14 protein-coding genes are annotated in these 19,807 nt (G+C 48.2%); 9 read left to right on the forward strand and 5 right to left on the reverse strand.

The features are described from left to right. Nucleotides 1-270: 270 nt before the first annotated feature. Both G3570_RS00010 and G3570_RS00015 read right to left on the reverse strand, forming a co-directional pair. Nucleotides 271-3,075 carry a protein kinase domain-containing protein gene (locus G3570_RS00010; RefSeq protein WP_165137987.1) on the reverse strand — a complete coding sequence of 935 codons (2,805 nt, stop codon included), beginning with the start codon at nucleotides 3,073-3,075 and terminating at the stop codon, nucleotides 271-273. A gap of 279 nt (nucleotides 3,076-3,354) precedes the next feature. After that, nucleotides 3,355-3,798: a hypothetical protein gene (locus G3570_RS00015; protein ID WP_165137988.1), complete on the reverse strand. Its 444-nt coding sequence runs from the start codon at nucleotides 3,796-3,798 to the stop codon at nucleotides 3,355-3,357. Nucleotides 3,799-4,395: 597 nt separating this feature from the next. Between G3570_RS00015 and G3570_RS00020 the strand changes: the two genes are divergently transcribed. From G3570_RS00020 to G3570_RS00045, 6 genes are all read left to right on the forward strand, one after another. Further along, complete coding sequence (locus tag G3570_RS00020; protein ID WP_165137989.1) at nucleotides 4,396-4,974, forward strand: RNA polymerase sigma-70 factor; 579 nt, start codon at nucleotides 4,396-4,398, stop codon at nucleotides 4,972-4,974. After that, nucleotides 4,967-5,926, forward strand: coding sequence for a FecR family protein (locus G3570_RS00025; protein WP_165137990.1), 960 nt, complete (start codon nucleotides 4,967-4,969; stop codon nucleotides 5,924-5,926). Before G3570_RS00020 ends, G3570_RS00025 begins: the two co-directional genes overlap by 8 nt. A gap of 24 nt (nucleotides 5,927-5,950) precedes the next feature. After that, complete coding sequence (locus tag G3570_RS00030; protein WP_165137991.1) at nucleotides 5,951-8,761, forward strand: carboxypeptidase-like regulatory domain-containing protein; 2,811 nt, start codon at nucleotides 5,951-5,953, stop codon at nucleotides 8,759-8,761. Between the two features lie 786 nt (nucleotides 8,762-9,547). Beyond that, on the forward strand, nucleotides 9,548-10,342 hold the full coding sequence (locus G3570_RS00035; protein WP_165137992.1) for a hypothetical protein: 795 nt from the start codon (nucleotides 9,548-9,550) through the stop codon (nucleotides 10,340-10,342). A 758-nt stretch (nucleotides 10,343-11,100) separates the two neighbouring features. Beyond that, nucleotides 11,101-12,555: a hypothetical protein gene (locus G3570_RS00040; RefSeq protein WP_165137993.1), complete on the forward strand. Its 1,455-nt coding sequence runs from the start codon at nucleotides 11,101-11,103 to the stop codon at nucleotides 12,553-12,555. A gap of 150 nt (nucleotides 12,556-12,705) precedes the next feature. Further along, on the forward strand, nucleotides 12,706-13,116 hold the full coding sequence (locus tag G3570_RS00045; RefSeq protein WP_165137994.1) for a hypothetical protein: 411 nt from the start codon (nucleotides 12,706-12,708) through the stop codon (nucleotides 13,114-13,116). Nucleotides 13,117-13,231: 115 nt separating this feature from the next. Here the strand turns inward: G3570_RS00045 and G3570_RS00050 are convergent, their stop codons facing one another. Further along, entirely contained in the window at nucleotides 13,232-13,924 is a 693-nt protein-coding gene (locus tag G3570_RS00050) for a hypothetical protein (RefSeq protein WP_165137995.1), read from the reverse strand. Nucleotides 13,925-14,338: 414 nt separating this feature from the next. On the opposite strand from G3570_RS00050, the gene G3570_RS00055 reads away from it, so the two are divergent. Together G3570_RS00055 and G3570_RS00060 are read left to right on the forward strand one after the other, a co-directional pair. Then, complete coding sequence (locus tag G3570_RS00055) at nucleotides 14,339-14,551, forward strand: hypothetical protein (RefSeq protein WP_165137996.1); 213 nt, start codon at nucleotides 14,339-14,341, stop codon at nucleotides 14,549-14,551. Nucleotides 14,552-14,568: 17 nt separating this feature from the next. After that, nucleotides 14,569-15,186, forward strand: coding sequence for a hypothetical protein (locus tag G3570_RS00060; protein ID WP_165137997.1), 618 nt, complete (start codon nucleotides 14,569-14,571; stop codon nucleotides 15,184-15,186). Between the two features lie 61 nt (nucleotides 15,187-15,247). Here G3570_RS00060 and G3570_RS00065 read toward each other — a convergent pair whose 3' ends face one another. Both G3570_RS00065 and G3570_RS00070 read right to left on the reverse strand, forming a co-directional pair. Next, nucleotides 15,248-16,447 carry an NAD(P)-dependent oxidoreductase gene (locus G3570_RS00065; protein WP_165137998.1) on the reverse strand — a complete coding sequence of 400 codons (1,200 nt, stop codon included), beginning with the start codon at nucleotides 16,445-16,447 and terminating at the stop codon, nucleotides 15,248-15,250. Nucleotides 16,448-16,679: 232 nt separating this feature from the next. Next, nucleotides 16,680-17,276 (reverse strand): hypothetical protein, encoded by a 597-nt coding sequence (locus tag G3570_RS00070; RefSeq protein WP_249066514.1) that lies wholly within the window; start codon nucleotides 17,274-17,276, stop codon nucleotides 16,680-16,682. 229 nt (nucleotides 17,277-17,505) lie between these two features. Here G3570_RS00070 and G3570_RS00075 point away from each other — a divergent pair, with 229 nt between their 5' ends. Continuing rightward, on the forward strand, nucleotides 17,506-19,758 hold the full coding sequence (locus G3570_RS00075; protein ID WP_165138000.1) for a carbohydrate binding family 9 domain-containing protein: 2,253 nt from the start codon (nucleotides 17,506-17,508) through the stop codon (nucleotides 19,756-19,758). Nucleotides 19,759-19,807: the final 49 nt, after the last annotated feature.

Here is a 19,807-nt window from a genome sequence, read left to right on the forward strand (position 1 = left end):
GAGGGCCACATCCCGGTCGAGCTTGGTATCTCGGGCCAAGTAGACTACACCCATCCCACCTTCCCCAATTTTTTCAGCAATTTTGTACTGGGAAATCTTTTTACCAATCATTATGGAATTCTCTCTTATGATTGAACTATCAGGCAGATGAATATTATTGTCTCTCTTATGCCTAAACCCTAATGTCTTTCTCCTTTAAGTAATTGAAAAATAATAATTTAAAGATCACATATCTAGTCTTGGCGGGCAGTAACTTTACGCTGGGAAATATTAAAGAATCTGCATCCGCTTTCGGGCTTCCTGTAATTTCTCTATATCCTCATCACCGTTTTTCCATATATTCATAAACTTTTGGTAATAGGATTGAGCCTGCTCCGTGTTTTCTTGCTGCTCGTATATTTTAGCAAGCCGGTAGTGAGCCAATATCCAATCCAGCTGCGTTTCATTATTCAGACTTTTCTCTTCTAGCACTGCCAGGTAGTTCTCTTTAGCTTTTCCCCATTCACCGGTTTGGTAATAACAGTAGGCCAAAACTTCAGGCATTTCCAGGATATTATGGGCGATGACCAAAGATTCCCTGGCTTCCTCAAAGTTTTTCCTCGCCAGTTCGACTTCACCTTTTAACAGGTAATAAAAGGCTTGATCCTGATTGGTATTTCTGCTGACAGCCGAAGTGGCTACAATATTTCCGATATTTTGTTTAATCCGACTGAGGATCTCTTCTGCTTTATCAAGCATATTATTCCTGGCATACAACTGTCCGGCGCTGGCCAACCAGGATGGACTCAAGTCCATGTTCTCCATGAGTTGATTTATCTCTTCCAGCTCCCGGTTAAATTCCTCTTCCATGCCTTTAACCTTATAGGCCCTTGCCAGGTACATGCGGTCCCGGTATTCACTTAATTCTATACCATTGGATTTGTTTATAAGCGCAGCCTCTTTGAACTGGTCTATAGCTTTTGAAAAATGCCCTGTATAAGTATTCAGCAATGCCAATGATCGAAGTCCACGTGCTTTCTTGTCTTTTTCTGAAAGCATGAGTTCAAAGGTTTCTCGGGCCTCTTCCAGTTTCCCCATTTCTACAAGCATAAAACCGTACTCGTTATTGACGTACATACCCTTTTTCATATCAGGGTTTATCTCAAATGCGCGGTTATAGTATTCGAGGGCCTGCTCGTTTTGTTCGAGTGCTTTATTGCAGGTAGCTAAATTGACAAAAGCACTTGGATCATCCGGATTAAACTCTACCACTCCGCTGTAAGCATCAATACAGTTTTGGTATTTCCCTGTTATCAGATAGGTATATCCCAGGCGCCACCATGCCGTATAGTCATCGGGATACTGGCTGAGGTAAGATTTATAGTTCTCGATGGCTTTCTCGCGGTCTCCCCTCCAATCTTCAACTACGGCCCGGATCCATAAACGCTCCCTCACGGTAAGCCGCCCCATCTGTTCCAGTGCTTTTTGGAAGTGTTCTTCACCTTCTTGCCTTTTTCCTCGTATATAATAATGCATGCCCAGTTCGGCGTGAGCCAGTGCAAACTTTGGATCCAGCTCAACTGCCTGCTCCACGAGATCATAACCGGTCTGCTCATCATAAATTCTTAGTTTCATTCCCTCAGCATATAATTTCAGGGCTTCCAGAGAGGAGGTAGTTGCCTGTATGATGGGGGTATAGTTTTCTGATATGCCGGACTGCGGTTCTCCCAGTTCCAACCGAATTTGCTTGGAAAACTGGTCCATCGCCTTGAGGATGGCATCCTTGTTTTCTGCTCTCACCGGATCTACCTCGCGTGTGGTACCGGTAGTGATATCCCGTATGTTCGCTGCCAGAATGTATGAATTGTCTTCCTGTTCAATGGTCGGTGTTATGATGACGCCGACATTTTCTTCAACGGCTGCTTTGGTAACCACATCCATCGTCAAGGTTTTGACCCCGCTGATCTCAAGATCATTATTCAGTATGTTGAGCACCTGCTGACGGTTATACAGGTTTACGTAAGCAGACTGGTTCAGTCCAACCTCGAGTATCGTGTTGAGAAACTGGCTGAAATCAGCTTCGTCAGTCCGGTTTTCAAAATCGGTGATCATGACCCAGTCCCGTTCCTCAAAGTCTATTTTTTGATTAGGAAAAAAGAAATAAAAGCCCAGCAATATTACAGCAATAATCCCTACAACGGTGATGGGTACCGGAGACAGGACTCGTTCTTTGAAGCCTGTGGTGCTGCTTGCTATTCCTATGCCCGAAGAAGCCGATTGAGAGGCTGTTGTCCCAATCATTTGTTTTATTTCTGTAAAATCTTCCTGTAGTTTCTCGACCTCCCGGTATCGCTTGTCCGGATCTTTTTCCAGCGCTTTATGAATGATCGTACTCAGCCCGGCAGGCAAATCAGGATTTATTTCTTCTATGCGGTCAGGCTCTTCATTGAGTATGGAATAGATTACGGCCTGCGGGTACTCACTGAAGAAAGGTTTACGTCCACTAAACATCTCATATAATATGATTCCCAATGACCAAATATCCGTCCGGTGATCTATATTCTTTCCCCGGGCCTGTTCGGGTGACATGTAGGCCGTAGTACCCAGGGTATCACCGGTCTTGGTGATGTCCCCGGTATTTTTGAATTTAGCCAGGCCGAAGTCCATCACTTTAACCCGCCCCTCGGCATCTATCATAATATTTTCGGGTTTGATATCACGATGGACGATTTGCCGTCCATGGGCGGATTTCAGGGCATCGGCAATCTGAATGGCATAATCGAGGCGGGTAGAAATAGAAAGGGGGCCTGACTCCATTTTCTTTCGCAGGGTTTCTCCCTCCACGTATTCCATGACAATGTATTGCCGGTTTTCAAACTCATCCGCGTTGTGGATAGTACAGACATTGGGATGGTTAAGGGCTGCAGCTGATTTGGCTTCGCGAATAAACCGCTGCTTGTCTTTAGGGGAGGGCGTAGCTGATTCCGGAAAGAATTTGAGGGCTACATGGCGATCGAGGTTGGTATCGAGGGCTTTGTAAACGACTCCCATTCCGCCTTCACCGAGCTTTTCAGTGATTTTATAATGGGAAATCATTTGCCCGATCATATGCAGGTACACCTCTTTGATTCATGTTAAAGGTGTAATAGTGTCTGCCGTATGATGTCCAGTCGGAATTTTTTACTACTGCAAAAAGACTTTTTATTGGTCTTCATGCCAGCCAAAAATGCAACATCTTATATTTAATATATAATTAATTGCAGTTAATGACATACTGTAAATAGTACAGCAATTTTGAGTGTACTTAGCCACTGATCTTAATGGTACACTGATCGGCACTGATTTTTGACCCGCGGATATCCGTGTCCTATACAGCTACGCCTCGCCTTGCTGGAAGTACCTGATGAAATCTGAAATAGCGTAGATCAGCAGGAAGGTAGCCACCAGGTAGGCAATGGAACCGGGATTCATGATCACCAGCAGGGCAAGCACCAGGGTTATGACACCAACCACCGCAAACTGGAAGGCGAAGAGCAGCAGCAATCCAAAGAGTCCCAGGAATCCGGCAAAAGTGATGGGGATAAGTTCGGGGAAGATGAAGATAAGCACCCCGGCCACTATGGGAAGCGCAGAAAGCGTTGGGGAGACTTTAAAGGCGATGAATATGATACCCAGGAACAGGAGGTAACTGCCCGCAATCAGGTAGAGGAAGTTCGGGTATACAAGAGTCAGCACTCCGGTAATAAATGCCAGAATAGCGTTCAGTACCTGGCTGTGTCTGGATTCGCTGCTTATTTCTATATGGTATTGTTCAAACATAGGTTTGTTGGATCGGTGTTCTTTACTGTAAAGGTAAAGATTTAATGTTACTGTTGCGTATGTTCTTAAGCCGCAGATTCGCACTGATTTTTTGGTTTATGGGATAACTGGATTGCTGCTCGCCGGTTGTTTCCGAAGCATGATGTTCACACCTCCAAGGTTTGGGAACCTTGGAGGTGTGTTTATGCCTAAGAGCTTTATGGAAGACTGATCTGCACGGATTTTGTCGGCGGGTATCTGTGTTCTATTTTAACTGATTTCTTATATGGATCTTTTATTTTTGTCATCCCGAGCCCCGTCGAGGGATCTCATCCGCTATGAAAGGACTCAGTTTTTCTGAGTGGATGAGATCCCTCCACTAACGGTCGGGATGACACCTTAAAGGAATGGGAAGGTTGAGAAAAATAGGGCTATTCTACTGCGTAAGGGTAATTTCCTTACCATATATTTCCGAAACAAAGTGTCGGAAACAGGGAATAAAATATCATAAAACCTGCGTGCCTCCGCATATTCCGTAGTATCCGTGTTCTATATAACGTTTAAAACCATACCGAATAGTTATACCTTTCTCCTGATGTGTCTTTCAAGTAGGAATTCATGAATAATCCGACTGACAAACAAATAAACAGGTGGGTAGAGCAGATCTCTGAATCGCACAGGGAATCCTTTGACCGCCTGTTCCGTGCACTCTACCCGCAGCTGGTACGGTTTTCGGTGAGGTATACCGGAAATAAAGCCGCGGCCGCGGATCTTGCACAGGATGCTTTTGTGGTGCTTTGGAAAAAAAGACATGAATTGAAACAGATTGATTCGCCCAAGGCCTACATCTACCGGATGGTGCGGAACCGTTCGCTGAATTACATTCGCGATCATTCCTCAAAGACTACGGGGCTGGAGGCGATGGAAGAACCCCGCGTTGAGATGAACGATGATGAGGAGCAGGAGGAGCGGCAGATGAACCTGTTGAAAGGATGGATTAGTGACCTACCGGACCGGCGGCGGGAAGCATTTGAGCTCAGCCGCTTTGAAGGTCTGGATCATGATGAAATTGCCGATGTAATGGGCATTTCATCCAATACGGTTAACAACCACATCGTGGCGGCCCTGGAATACCTGAAAGAGCGCCACCTTTCGTACCGTGAGGAAGAAAACTCTAAAGCCAAAGGTTATGACTGACACTAAAAAATATAACGGTGACAATAGGTCCCCTGAAAAAGAAATACTGGAACACTTCCCTGAGCACGACCGGGAACTGGTGAAAAGCATCTGGCAGAAGAGCCAAGAAGCTGTATCATCCCAGGAAGAAGTGGATTCGGATGAAATCGATGAGGCCTTATCTAAGGTTCATCGGCGCCTGCAATTTGAGGAAGAATCAGCAGAAGACATGCGAAATAACGGCACCGGCTCCATGGACTGGAAATGGCTGATGGCAGCAGCATCGCTGTTAATAATTCTAGGAGCCGGATACCTGTTTATCCCAAAATCCATTGAAGTACCATATGGTGAAACGGCTTCTATTGAGCTGCCTGACGGGTCCATGGTTGAATTAAACAGCGGGAGCGAACTGAGCTACAGCAGGTTATTTTCCCTGCTCGGCCGTGAGGTTGAATTGAATGGAGAAGCCTTCTTTGAGGTACAGAAGGGCTCCCTTCCCTTTGAGGTTCGCGCCAACAACAGTGTAGTACGCGTAACGGGCACCCGCTTTAATGTGCGATCGTGGCAGGAAGATCCGGGATCAGAGACCGAGGTAACTGTTACGGAAGGTAGCGTGCTATTTTATTCAGAGAGTCAGGAGGATCGCTCGGTGGCTATTCAGCCGGGTGAGATGAGCCGCTGGACAGACGGACTTCCGGCACCTACCTCCCCCGATTCGGCTGCCCTTGAACGAGCACTGGCCTGGAGAAGTCAGAGTTTTGTATTCAGCAAAAAGCCACTCCAAATTATACTGCGAGAGATGGAGCGCCGTTTTGATATAACCATCACCCTGGAAGCCGAAAGCTACAACAGTGAGAAGGTTACCATCCACTATGTGAATCCGGAAGACGTGGAAGTGATGTTGAAGGATATATGCCGGGTCAAGGGTCTCCGATATTCAGCCAGTGCCGACGGGTACCGGATTTATAAATAGAAATGCAGGACGCAAATAGAAACGGTGAAGCTTAGATTGACAGGGTTGATAAACAGGCGCTCATTTTTCTCAAGTATTGGGCTCATTACGACCATCAGCGTCATATTGTTGATGCTCATCCCATCGAACCATCTGCGTGCCCAAGGTAACCGGGAGGCAACCTATTCCTTTGACTTCCGTGGGGAAGAACTGCATGAGGTGCTGGAAACCATAGCCAGGGAAGCCGAAATTGACATGGTCTACGATCCTGACCTGGTGGAAGGCATCACTGTATACCAGCGAATCAATCAAGAGTCGGTTCCCACTTTGCTTGGAACCATTTTATCGGATACATCCCTCGATTTTCTAATCCTGTCTACCGGTACCATTGTCATTGTCAAAAAAGTCCAAGAAAAGGCAGTTTATGGATCCTATTTTGGGAAAGTAGTGGGTAGCCAAACCGGTCGACCACTGCCCGGTGCTACCGTCATGCTGGCTGATGCCTCCGGGGGAACCAGCACCAACAGCAGCGGCAGCTTTGCCCTGAATAAACTACTGACAGGTTCTTATGACATCATTTTCAGTTACATCGGTTACGAGCCGGTATCAAAGACCATAACCATTAGGCCGGGAGAGCAGCTTCGCGAGGAGGTAGTGCTGAAACCGAAACCGGTGGATTTTGCACCTATCGTGGTGACCGAACACAAGCCCCAGGTCGTTTATGCCGCTGACAGGCAGTCCGCCGATCCCACGGGCCGATGGGCTCCCGCCGGTAGGATGCAGGATGCTATACGCAGCCTCACTCTTTTCCAGGGGGTGCAGTACGGATTGCCCTTGACGGATCTGCACCTTCAAGGAGGACAGCCCGGGGAACACCGTATCAGGCTGGATGGCGTTCCGGTCTATAATCCGCATAGCTTCGGACAGATGTTCAGCGCCTTTAGCCCTTATGCCCTGGGCTCTGTTGAATTGCATAAGGCGGGATTTGGTGCAAAAGAGGGAAGTCAGACGGCCGGTCTGATCGATCTAACTCATGATATTGGCGGAATGGGTGATAAGAGTTTTATGGCACAGGCCGATCCATTGAGTGTTAACCTGCGGGGCGACTACCGCATCGGCAAAAACGATTCGGAAGAGGGTTCCTCCTTTAATATCATGGGTGCGGCGCGCTTCAACTACTGGGATCTATTTCAGGAACCGGGTCTGCAGCAGACACTCACCGAGTGGGACGACCTTGATCCGCTGATTACGAATCTGATCATTGATTCGGAAACAGACGCCGCGCTGTATGAACCTCGCGAGCACACTTCCCGCGTCCGGTTTCATGACCTGCATCTGGCTACCCGATACGATATCGACAACTACAAAACGCTCTCCTCTTCACTATACGTGGGCAGCAACCTTGTAAGTACGGATTTGTTGAGACAGGCCCCGGTTGACGAACCTTCCCCGCGGTACCTCTATGCAAGAGATGAATACCGCTGGAATAATGTGATGGGACAGGTCAGTTATACCCAACTGGTTTCTTCCCGGCTGGACTTGAACACACAAGTGAGCTATAGCAGCAACCGACTTCGTCACCGCTACCTTATAGGAACCAGTGATAGTCCCGGTTTACCCAACCTTGGTTTAAACTCGGAAAGCGTTTTTGCCTCTTTCCTTGATGCGGGCGCCCTGAACCTGGTGCCTAACCAGCGAAATGCTAATAACATACAACATCTGATTTTTCGTACGGATGGGACGTACAGCTTCAGTCCCAGGTTCTCTATGACAGCCGGGGCTCGCATGGACTATGTGGAATCACGGGTGGATCTATCTGACCTTTTTTATCTTGCTACTTTCACCGATCAGCAGTCGACACTTTATTCTTCTTTTCTAAACGGAAGCTGGAGGCCGGGCGAGTACTGGGAAATTACGGCCGGCAATCGCTTGACCTATTCGAGTTCCATCGGGCGGGTGTACCCGGAGCCGCGAGCCAGCGTGCAAGTTGATCGTCCGGATGCGAAACTGGGTTACTGGTCACTGCGCATTTCCGGCGGGTTGTACCGGCAGTTTATCAATCAATACCAGATTACTAATCCAGGTCCTACATCGCTGGTTCCTTCGTTTACGGTATGGTCTCATGCCGGAACGGCAAAAGTACCGGAGGCCTGGCACTTGAGCGGGTCGCTGATGCTTGAGCCGGACGAGCAGACGGGAATTAATTTTGAGTGGTTTTATAAATGGCAGCCGACGGCCTATATCGTCTCTTATGATAACCTGCTGCAGGGATCGGACATCGCCCGGAGCGGGTTCTCGGCATTTGCGGAATCGACCGAGAAGAAAACATACGGCGTCGGTTTGCGCATCAACCGGTCTATGGCAGCATCCAGACTGAAAGTGATGGCGGGTTATGATTACAGTGTGGCGCGTGTTACGATGGATTCGCAGTTTGGCAGGGAGGTACCGGTTCCTTGGAATCAGCCGCACCGAATTCAGTTTCGTACCCTTTGGCGGGTTACACCGGTATTCTCTACAGTGTTGAAGTGGGAGAGTGTGTTTTCCCGCACTTGGGCTTTCCGACAGTCGTATTATAATTACCTGCTCTATGAAGGTGCAGGTCAGTTTGGAGAGTATGATTTTCAGTCGCCGGAGAATGATCGTTTGAGTCCCTTCCACCAGCTTGATTTGTCGTTTATCTACCGGCCGGAGGTTTCGTTTATGGATCTGGAGCTTCGCGCGGATTTAATCAATGTGCTTGACCGGCGCAACACGATTGACTGGAGTCTGCAGCCGAATGAGTCGGGCGGTTATGATATTAAGAAGAGAACGATGCCGGGGTTGAATCCCTCGCTTAGTATTCGAATGGGGTTTTAATAATTTGTAGGTCGGTTTGCCAAACCGACCATCCGCGACTATCCATTCAAATTATGAGGCAGTGTCCAGGAGCTGCGGGCAATCGTGACGGGTTTCCTGCCCAACCTTCGGCAGATTTGTTGCTTTTGTGTTGTTTTCAGCCTCAGGTTCTCTTTGAACTCATTTCTAATCCCCAGGCTTAAGCCTGGGGCTACATTCGCATATCCCGATGGGATAATTTGTCGGCCGGTCTTCCAGGCCGGCCATCCGTGGTTTGAATAAAAATAGGTTTGGGTAATATTTTATGGTCAATTTGTAGGCTGGATTGTTTATCCGGCCATCCATTCTAAGTGAGAGGCTGTGTCTTTAAGCTGCGGGCAATAGTGACAGGTGCTTAGCCCAACCTTCGAGCTGTTTTATGCCTTTGCATGGCTGCTTACCTCAGGTTTATATTCAAATGAACCTTTATACCCTGGTCTGAAGCCCAGGGCAACTAATTTAAATTCCAGAAAGTGAATCGCGGCTAATTTTAAATCACAGCCAAGCTTTGTCCATAGTCTTGCCTAAATATCTTTAACCGTTTCAAAGGCTGTACCGAGCGGATTGGCATTCCGCCCTACAATTCCGAGAAAACAGTAGTTACTGCCCCGGACTCGTGTGTCATATAAACGGGGAGCTCCCTGAAAAGAGAGCCAAGTCCCCTCTAACCCAATACCGGGGAGGTTTACCGGGGTCAAATAAGGCCCCGGTTATTCTCCGGTCATTCGTTTCACACCACAAATGTTCATAAAGATCTTTTTTAAACATATGATGCGAAATCATGTAATTCTTTCGGCACTATTCATGGTACTCATGCTCACTGCGAGCTCTTGCACGGTAATTGGAGACTCCGGAGGCGGCAGTCCTATTGACTGGGAGAACGGTGAGGGTATCGTACCTGCAGATGACGAATCTCTAAGCAGTGAGCAGAAAGAGCGCTATCAACTGGACGCTGAAAAGCTGGCTGTACGGTACATCAATGATAGGAATTCCACACAGACAGAAATACCCCAGGAGCTAACGGACCTGTTTTACAACGGGCTGGTGCATATCGTGCTTTCCGACCTCCCGGAGTCAGATGAAGTAACCGAAACCTATGAAGTACACGCCCATGAACCGGCACAACCGCATGAAATACTGGTGCAAGTCGACACTACGGCCTCCTGGATCGATGCCTGGCGGAACGAAACTACTGAAACGGGCTATACCGAACTAGATGATCTGGTGGAGCAGTTCGGCATGACACTTACCGAGTACAGAGAGTTGGAACAGGCTCTGCCTGTTGCACTGGCTACGCTGAGGGCCGACAGGGTGATCAACGGACATGCCGTTGGACGCCTCTTTGAAGAGCTGGAGGATATTGAAAGTGCCGGATATGATCCCATCACCGATGGCAGTGACATACGAGCGATCTTACTGGAAGACAGATTACGTTTTACCTTTGAGTACAGTTTTGGGGATTGTCCGGCAGGCTGTATAGGCAATCACCGCTGGAATTTTGAGGTATTCAAAGACGGCAGTGTAGCATTCGCAGGAGAAGAGGGAGATCCGCTGCCGGAATAGGTGCATTCATTTGTAGGTCGGATTGTTAATCCGACCATCCGTGACAATCCGCTAAAAATATCAGGCAATGTCCAAGAGCTGCGGGCAATCGTAAAAGGTGCTTTGCCCAACCTTCGGAAGAGTGCCTATGGCAAGATTGGGACTACTATCAGTAATCCCAATGGGATAATTTGTCGGCCGGTCTTCTAGGCCGGCCATCCGTGTCTATTCAACATTTCGGTCAATGAATCATTGACAATATCTAAATCATAGCCAACCTTCGAGTTGTATTTTGCTTTTGTTAGGCCAAGTGCCTCAGGTTTTCAATCTAATTGCATTTCCGTACCCCGGGCTCAAGCCCGGGGTAACTATTGTTAGAACTTAGGGATTGATATGGTTATTCCTTTGGGGAAAGCCCGGGCCCACTATCGGTTATCCGTATGGGATAATCTGTCAACCATTTTCCAGGCCGGCCATCCGCATCAATTTAACATTTCAGAACTTGAATCATGAGCTATATCTAAATCATAGCTAACTTTCCCGTAGCCCTGCTCTATTATCAGTAATCGTTTCAAGCAATTTGCTGAGCGGATTGGCAATCCGCTCTACGATTCTTTAAATAAATTCGTGTTTTTTGGTTTTCTACTCTTTCAACCATGATAATTCCTTCCCGCTCTACAAATCCATAAAGGAATAGTTACTGCTTTCAACTCTTGTGTCATAACAGTAACGGGGCTTGTCCTTCAAACAGCATTTAAAACAACAAAAAGAGACGTTTCATGAAAAAGGGTACGATAATTTTTGCTTTACTGGTTGGGATGTTGATTCCAATCCGGGCCGGTGCACAGCTCATAAATCTGAAAACCGCTCCCGTGGCTACGGGTGACCAGTTCCTGGTGCACCCGGCTGTCAACATCGGCATGGGCAATGTATCCATAGCCCAGGATGATACCTTGGGAGACACCTTCATCAACCCGGCCACAGCGGTGAGGGTCAAGGGAACAAAGGTATTTATGCTGCCGGCCTTCTACCGCATTTCCAATGGCAACGGTAGCGCCAAAACCTTGACACTGGGCGGGCTGACCTCTTCGGGAAACTGGTTTGGAGGGGTCGGAATTGCCATCCAGGATATGAGTCAGGCCTCAGGAAGGTCGAACCTGCTCAAGGATGAATCGACCAACAACAATTATTTCTGGGTGCAGGGCGGGACGCAATTAAGTGAAAAGACTTCACTAGGAGCCCGGTTTTACTGGGCAAGTCTGGGCGCGATGGATGGAGTAGATCTGCTCTATCCGCGCAGTCGACGCATAGAACAGGACGGGTACATGCTGGATGCCCGGCTCGGTCTGCTCATGGAAACGGGCAATCGCGGTGAGTTTGAAGCCTTGCTGCTCTATAGCCGGACCGACATGACCCATGAGGTGTTTTACGATGACTTCATAACTTTTTGGAATGTGAACTCACTCACGACCACCGATTTTGCAGGTCAGCTTCGCGTGGAGGAGAATCTCGATAAAACCAACACTCTGGGTATGCATCTGGGCTACAATCAGGCGGTGGGTGATGATGACTGGAAGTTGGGCGGTATCTTTACCATGAACTATAAGACCCACCCAAAGATCCCCAATTATGAGCTAATGAATATTCCCCGAGACCCGGGCAATACCTGGGCCTTTGATGTCGGTATCGGGGCATCGCACACCTCGGAAGATGACATTCGCTTTGGGGCCGACCTGATCATTGAACCGATATGGAGCAATACCTGGGTAGAGGCGCAGCAAAATATTTTAGATCCCGAAGGCACGACCGTACTTGTAGCTGAGGGGGAGAAAACCATTGAAAATGATTTCGCCTTTTTCAATTCAGCCATTAAAACCGGGCTGGGCTGGAGAGGCGAGCATATGCTTTGGGAAGGCGGGATTCGGGCCAAAACTTTTCGCTACAGGCTCAAACAGTGGAATTATATTCAGCAGAGTTTCCGTCGCCAGCGTGAGCACTGGACCGAGTGGACCTTCAGCATGTCGGTTGGGGCTTTCCTAAAGGATATTGCCATCAAGTATACCGGTTTGTTGACTTACGGAACCGGTCAGCCGGGCACTAACAATGTTGTTTGGGGCCCGCAATTCTTTGCGGCGAACGCTGCCGGAGATTTTATCTTTGCTCCTGACGGCGATCTGATGCTGGATGATGCCACGGTGCTGACGCACCAGTTTACAATAATGGTGCCCTTCTAGTATAGAACACGGAAACCGCGGGTAATACTGATTCACGCGGATCGGGTGATGTATTCTTGTAACCATCGGTGATTTGCCTCGTCATATTCCAACCGGGACATCTGAACATGCAGTGGAGCCCGGGACTCTCACTAACAAAGTTTTACCATTATGACCTATCTACTGGAAAATGACAGGTATCTGCTCTCCATTGTTTATGCCAATGGGATACTGAATGTAAAGATTGAAGGAAGCATTAACCTGGATGACAGCTACATCATCTGGCAAAAGATCAGTGAAAAGAGCACATATTTTAGCTGTAAGCGGATTTTTATTAAGTCAGATCTGGAATCCATAGATAGGAGTCATGCCTTCCAATACAAAGATCTATTTGATGAGCTGTGTACACCATGGACATTTAAAATTGCATGGGCGGAAGAGAATCCGCAGAATCGCGAGAACATCAGGTACATAGGACGAGTTATCGGCTACTGGGGACTAAATAATATCAGCTATGTGGATTCTGAAGATTCGGCAAAGGATTGGCTGCTGGAAACCCGAAAGCTCACAGGTAGCTACTAAACGGTATAGAACACGGATGGGCACGGAATAAACAGATTTTCACAGACTTATTATATAAATCTCTTACACCATTATATAAACCGTGTACATCTGCACTGTCCGTGGCTTCCGTGTTCTATTCGCCGAGCTGGCGGAGGTAGATGTCTACTACTTTCATATCCGGGTACTCCATGCCGCGGCTGTTGGAGATCTCAAAAGAAGCGTGCTGAAAGGTTTTGTTGTTTTCCACATAGAAACCCATCACAGCAAGGTAAGACTCCTTGTCAAAGGTGTGATTTACATTCAGACCGGCTTCGGTGCATCCTTTTTTAAAGTGGGTATCGTAAGAGGGCACGCAACCCATGGTGCCGAATATGATTTTGGTGACAAGGGCATCGGTCGCGCTGATATAATCCGGCTGATCCAAAGTACTTTTTCGGTAGGGAATAGATTTGATGGTATCGTTCAGCCTGCTTTTCAGCTTAAAGATCTTATCGATAAGCGCATTATTGTGGGCCAGCTGGTTGATGCCGATACCCCAGAGCGTGGAGTAGTCCGGATCCATCAGTATCTCGATCATCCCGGAATATATGCGGTAATCCTTCCATAAGAGCCCGTTTAATCCGCTGTACATGCCCCTGCTGGCCAGGTAAAAACCGAGGTTCAGGCAGGCCATTCGCTCCAGTTCTGATCCTTGACGAAACTGTTCTTTATCCTTAAAAAAGTTGTAGCAATGTTCCCACGACCGAAAGCGGTGGTTTGGATCCTGCTCCAGAATTTTCAGGTAGCTGTTGGTATGTGTTTGTATATCATTTATCACTTCGATCATGGGGTAAGTGATCTAAATTTTAATGACTAATAGCTGCATTCATTATACAAGAGCTAAAAAAGAGTCATTTGTAACAGATTATTTAAATTTTATTAATGGGTTAGGGCCTCTAAGTCAACCCTCCAAGGGTCATGCGACCCTTGGAGGGTTCGGTTGGGTGCTGGATTTGAAAGGGATTAGGAATAAGGTATAGGGTATAAAGGGGCATGAAATGTCAACAGTGAAAAGAGGGAAGATAGGCTGTTTTTGGTATTGGTGGCTTAAATTTTTGATTGCTAAATGATATCAAGCAGGCTGTTATAAATACGACCCTTGGAGGGTTTAGGTAAGGTCATTTCTTTAATAAGGGAACAAAGTGTGCTAATATCCATATAAGTGCCTTAAACATAATGGGAATACATATTTTGGGATACTATGGGAAAGATAAAAACAGCCTTTGCTGTTGCGGCTTTGCTGCTTGCATCAGCATGCGGAAATGCAGAAACTAATAACAGCTCACCGGAAGATTCAGAGACACAAATTGTTGCCGAGACCGATTCCATGGCAACGGACCTATCTGCCGCCGGTGATTCCGTTGAGCAAAAAATTAATGAGCTGCAGTCGAGCCTGGACAGCCTGAATAACTAAACCAAATTCTATTATTTATGAAGTTACTATCACGTGTTAGTCTGATAATCGCATTGTTGTTATTTGTTGCCGGTGCCGTTACCAACAGCCATGCTCAGAGCCAAAAGAGCGGCAATAAGGGCAACAAGGAAAAAGCTGAGAAAGTACAAAATAAAGGAAAAGCTGTTGCTGATAGCGTTCAACAGACGGCTGTCCCCGATTCCACGCGCAAAAAGGGGAATGCTAAAGCTAAAGCCGGTAAAGAGAATCAGGGCCAGGGTAATGCCTATGGCCGGAATAAAGGCGATATGAGCGGACGTGAATTCGGACAGGCCCGGGCCGCAGCAGCCAAAAAGCTGCAGGAAGAGATCAGCGCCTTAGATCAAAAGGTGACCGAAGGTGAAGAAGTTGCTGAAAAGGCACGCGAGGATATCCGAACGGCCGAAGAGAACCTGGAGAATGCCGAAGGTGACTCAACCGTCATCAACCGGCGGGTGGAACGCGTCGAGAAGGCCAAGGAGCAGCTTTCCGAGCTGGAAGTGATGCTGGAAAACCAGAAAGAGAAGCTCTCAAAAGCCCGAAGCCGGTTTGAGGAGCTGATGGGCAGAAATCCTCAGCCTGACTCCACGGCGACAGAAGAAAATGAAGAGGAATAAATAGAAACCACCCTGTCAGGGTTCGCGAACCCTGACAGGGTGGTTTGTTTAATATTTATAATCAATTCTCGATCAGCATGACGCTGATAACCTCATCCTGACGAGTGCTGATGCGCTCGTAGACCTCGTCGGAGGGCTTGGAATCAAGCTGAATGGTACAGCAGGCCGTTTTCATGCCATCGAAAATGACATTTTCCAGCTCCTGGGCATTGATGTCTGCTGTTTTCAGCTCGTTCATTACATTGGCAATGACGCCGGGACGGTCGTAGTGGCGTACAACCAGTTTCCAGGGAGCTTCGGTGTGGTCGCAGCGGTTCAGCCAGTTCCGCACTTTGCCTTCTTTCAGGTAGCCCCTTACGATATCCACCGCATCTGAGGCCACAGCAAGCTGCGCCTGTTTGGTGCTGGCGCCTATATGGTGACTGACATAGACGTTTTCCAACTCTTCAAAACGACTTTCCATGTCTCCCTGCTTAACCTCGGGCTCATCACTCAACACGTCGAGTCCGGCCTTGAGACGTCCCGATTTCACTTCTTCATAGAGGGCATCTTCATCTACGACTCCAGCCCTGGAGGTGTTGATAAAAAAGGACCCGTCTTTTAGCGAGGAAAGCACCTCTTTGGAGATGATTCCCTTGGTATCGGGCGTCATGGCCAGGTGTACCGTTAGGATGTCAGCATGTTTGGCTACCTCCTTCACCTCAGAGGCATAGTTGATTTTCATCTCCTTGGCTTTCTCGGGCGTTAAGGAACGTGACCAGGCGATGATATCGAGTCCAAAGGCTTTGGCTCTCTTGATCACTTCCTTACCGATTTGTCCAACACCGATTACACCCAGGGTTTTGCCATACAAACCATCGGCTTTCGCATAGGTGGCCTTGTTCCAATGTCCCTGACGGAAATCGATCACGTTATCGGGTAGAGAGCGATCCAGTGATAGGATGAGTCCCATTGTCAGCTCCGCCACGGCGATGGAGTTTTGTCCCGGGCAGTTGGCTACATAGATTCCGAAGTTACTGGCCGCTTCGATGTCGATGGTGTTCACACCGGCCCCGGCGCGGATGATCAGCATCAGCTGGGGACTGTTCTTAATGCACGTTTCACTGACTACGGTAGAGCGGACGATCAGTACCCCGGCATTGCCCAGACCTTTGTCCAGGTCTACCTTGCCGGAGGTGGGTTTAAAGGTCACATTCACCCCGATTTCCTTTAACTCTTCAATGGCTTCCTGCGGGAGTTTGTCGGCTACAAATACTTCCATAATTTTTTCCCTCACTTTGATTGAATATCTGTTTGGTGCACCTAAGGTAAGGGGAAAGTAGGAAAATTAAATGAGGATTTTAGGTTAGTTATGAAACGTGAAATGTCAAACGTGAAACGGGGACAGGAAAGAGGCAGTCACCTCTCTTCCGCAGCAGAGCGGCGGAAGGAGAGTAATTAAAAAAACGCGAAAATCTGTTGCACCTGCGTTTTCCGTGTTCTATTGAAGTCAGCTATTTCTCAATGGTAAGTATGATCTGATCACCCTCCTGTTTCTGTGTGTAGCTTACACCGTAGGCGTTGGCAATTTCAACCAGGGCACCGTGGTAAAAATCTTCATACTCTCCCGGAGTGATGTCGTAGCGGTAGAACCAGGGCAACTTATCACGCGTGAGCAGGTGACCGCGGCTTGCTTCGATCCGGTCGGTAGTCTCTTCCACTACTTCAAAGCTGACATCATGCATAGCCAGTTCATCTTTCATCCATTCCAAAAACTCCGATGGATTATAAACCTCATCGGTATGACGGGTAAGAAAAGTTCCGGTCCATTTTCCTGTTTTGAAGGCATCAATCTCTTGTTCTTGTGCAAACCGGATGAAGGTCAGCGTCATGCCGTGCAGTCCCCGCTGAAGCCGGGCAATTTCATCGTTGTTATTATTTTCGGTAACAGGAAAGTCATTATAAACGACACTGCCATCAACGGTTGCAGAAGGGAGATCCTGGGCAATGCCATCAGTTGTCAAGCTAGCGAGCATCATTATAGCCGTACATGTGAAGGTTAACAAAGTTCCGACGAAAGCTGGTTTGGAAGTGAGTTTGAATAGATTCATAGCATATCCTCCAATCGATTGATTGAGTTCGGGTGGTGTGGCAAGACCACGTTTGATTTTAAATGTAGGTAAAAACAAGGGTTTATGCGGGTTTTTGGGTACATAAAGTTTCTTTGGGGGAGTAAGTATGAAAATCAGTGTAAATCTGCAGCATCTGTGTCATCCGTGTTCCATTGGATTTAAGAGATTTTAAATATTTACTGCTGAACTTTGTGTACCTTTTTGCGTTATGGGAATATTTAACAGGGATATTATACGGGACAGAATTGCATGGCGTGAATCTCTTGCCACAACCATACTCCTGCTATTTTTGATAATAGGGGCAACAACCACTGCCCTGGCGCAATCCACCCAAACCATCGGCGCTCATAAGCTGGAAGCGGGACAGGAGATCGACTTCGACGGGCGCTTGGATGAGGCCTTCTGGAAGGAAATAACTCCCGCTACCGGTTTTCGCATGCAGGAGCCGAGGGAAGGCGATCCGGCCTCCGAAAAGACTGAGGTCTATATTGCCTATACCAGTGACTACCTCTACATGGGGGTCATGCTTTACGACAGTGAACCCTCTCAGATAAAAGCCTTTCTTAAGCGGCGGGATGTACGCATCACCTCCGACGAACGTTTCACCTGGATTTTCGACACCTTCAACGACCAGCGCAATGCTTATTTCATGGAGATCAACCCCAATGCCCTGCGGACCGACGGGCTGCTGAGTACCGGCCAGGGCAATGATATCAACCTGAATTGGGATGGTATCTGGGATGCCAAAACCGTGATCGGTGATTTCGGCTGGTCGGCGGAAATCAAGATTCCCTTCAGCACGCTGAATTTTGATCCCGAGAGCTCGGTATGGGGAGCCAATTTCATGCGGGTGATTCGTCGTAAAAACGAGACGGTGCTGTGGTCAGGCTACCGGCGCAGCCAGGGTATCGAGCGGCCACAGGACGCCGGGAGGGTCACCGGACTGACCGGGATAAGTCAGGGCATCGGTTTGGAAGTGGTACCCTACGGAATCGCTAATAACAACAAGGAGTTCACCGGCGGGGATTTTGAAACCTCTACAACCGCCGATGCCGGACTGGATATAAACTACAGCATCACCCCAAGCCTGAAAGCTTCCCTTACACTGAATACCGATTTTGCGGAAGCCGAGGTGGACCAGCGCCGCATCAACCTGACCCGCTTTCCGCTGCAATTTCCGGAGCAGCGTGATTTTTTCCTGGAGGGATCCAACATTTACCGTTTTGCCCCGCGCAGTTTCGAGACACCCTTTTTCAGCCGTCGTATCGGCCTGCGCCAAGGCGAGCCTGTTCCCATCACTTACGGAGCGCGCTTGCTGGGCAATGCCGGAAACTATAACCTGGCCATGCTGCATGTCCGCACCGGTGAGCATAGCGATATCCGCCCGGAAAACTTCACGGTTGCCCGCGTGAAGCGCAACATCGGGTCAGAGAGTACCCTGGGTATTATCTACACACGCCGGGACACCGAGAACGGGGATGAACTGGCTGATCCCCTGCAGACCCGTCACACCTTCGGCAGTGATCTTGAGTTGAGCACTTCCAATTTTCTGGGTGATAAGAATCTTCAGTTTCAGGCCTTTTTTGTATTGCACAATCCTTCTTCCCCGCTGGACGATTCCACGGATGTCTGGGACCGATCCACCAGGGGCATTCGCCTCAACTACCCGAATGAGCCATGGTCGGGACATGTGTCGTACCGGGAATTCGGAACTGCTTTTGATCCGGCGGTAGGATTCGTCAGGCGTGTGGGATTCCGGAGATTGCAACCTTCCATAGGCTACAATCCACGCATTGAAAAGATCGACTGGATTCGGGAAATCAATTGGGGAATTCGCTTTGAACATTTAACGGATCTCGATTTCAAGCTGCTGTCGCAGGAGCTGGGTTTCACCCTGCTGGGGCTTACCCTGGAAAGCGGGGATCAGGTGGACCTTTCAGTCTCCAGAAGCTATGAGCGACTTCGGAGTCCTTTTGATATCCGCCGAGACGGAACGGTAATTATCCCACCGGATGAATACATCACATGGAGGGGATCGATACGTGCGGAGACCGCATCCTATCGCATGGTGTCTGCCAACACCGAATTTGAGTTCGGGGAATTCTGGTCCGGTCTGCAGCGGGAATATTCGATTGGACTCAACCTGAGGCCCTTTCCCGGCATTCGCCTGAATCCTGAGTATGTACATACTTTGGTGGACCTGAATGAAGGGCGTTTCACCACGGATCTTTTCCTGTTTGAGGGCAATTTCGATTTTACGAATGCCACTTTTCTATCGACCAAGTTGCAGTATGATACCCTCAGTGAGTTGATGGGACTGAATACGCGCTTCCGGTGGATTATCCGCCCGGGATCGGATGTGTACCTGGTGTACAACCATAACTGGCTGAGGGAGTTTGATCGATTCCAGACCCGGCAGAGGACGGGGACGATTAAGGTGACTTATAGTTACCGATTCTGATTACCCGGTATAGAACACTGATTACCACGGTCAAGGCTGATTCTCACAG

Origin of the sequence: Halalkalibaculum roseum, from assembly GCF_011059145.1 — a bacterium.
GTDB lineage: Bacteria > Bacteroidota > Rhodothermia > Balneolales > Balneolaceae > Halalkalibaculum > Halalkalibaculum roseum.

Excerpts from the sequence above, each read along its gene's own strand:
- G3570_RS00010 (WP_165137987.1), bottom strand. The coding sequence starts at position 3,075 with ATGATTTCCCATTATAAAATCACTGAAAAGCTCGGTGAAGGCGGAATG.
- G3570_RS00015 (WP_165137988.1), bottom strand. The coding sequence starts at position 3,798 with ATGTTTGAACAATACCATATAGAAATAAGCAGCGAATCCAGACACAGC.
- G3570_RS00020 (WP_165137989.1), top strand. The coding sequence starts at position 4,396 with ATGAATAATCCGACTGACAAACAAATAAACAGGTGGGTAGAGCAGATC.
- G3570_RS00025 (WP_165137990.1), top strand. The coding sequence starts at position 4,967 with ATGACTGACACTAAAAAATATAACGGTGACAATAGGTCCCCTGAAAAA.
- G3570_RS00035 (WP_165137992.1), top strand. The coding sequence starts at position 9,548 with ATGATGCGAAATCATGTAATTCTTTCGGCACTATTCATGGTACTCATG.
- G3570_RS00040 (WP_165137993.1), top strand. The coding sequence starts at position 11,101 with ATGAAAAAGGGTACGATAATTTTTGCTTTACTGGTTGGGATGTTGATT.
- G3570_RS00045 (WP_165137994.1), top strand. The coding sequence starts at position 12,706 with ATGACCTATCTACTGGAAAATGACAGGTATCTGCTCTCCATTGTTTAT.
- G3570_RS00050 (WP_165137995.1), bottom strand. The coding sequence starts at position 13,924 with ATGATCGAAGTGATAAATGATATACAAACACATACCAACAGCTACCTG.
- G3570_RS00055 (WP_165137996.1), top strand. The coding sequence starts at position 14,339 with ATGGGAAAGATAAAAACAGCCTTTGCTGTTGCGGCTTTGCTGCTTGCA.
- G3570_RS00060 (WP_165137997.1), top strand. The coding sequence starts at position 14,569 with ATGAAGTTACTATCACGTGTTAGTCTGATAATCGCATTGTTGTTATTT.
- G3570_RS00065 (WP_165137998.1), bottom strand. The coding sequence starts at position 16,447 with ATGGAAGTATTTGTAGCCGACAAACTCCCGCAGGAAGCCATTGAAGAG.
- G3570_RS00070 (WP_249066514.1), bottom strand. The coding sequence starts at position 17,276 with ATGAATCTATTCAAACTCACTTCCAAACCAGCTTTCGTCGGAACTTTG.
- G3570_RS00075 (WP_165138000.1), top strand. The coding sequence starts at position 17,506 with ATGGGAATATTTAACAGGGATATTATACGGGACAGAATTGCATGGCGT.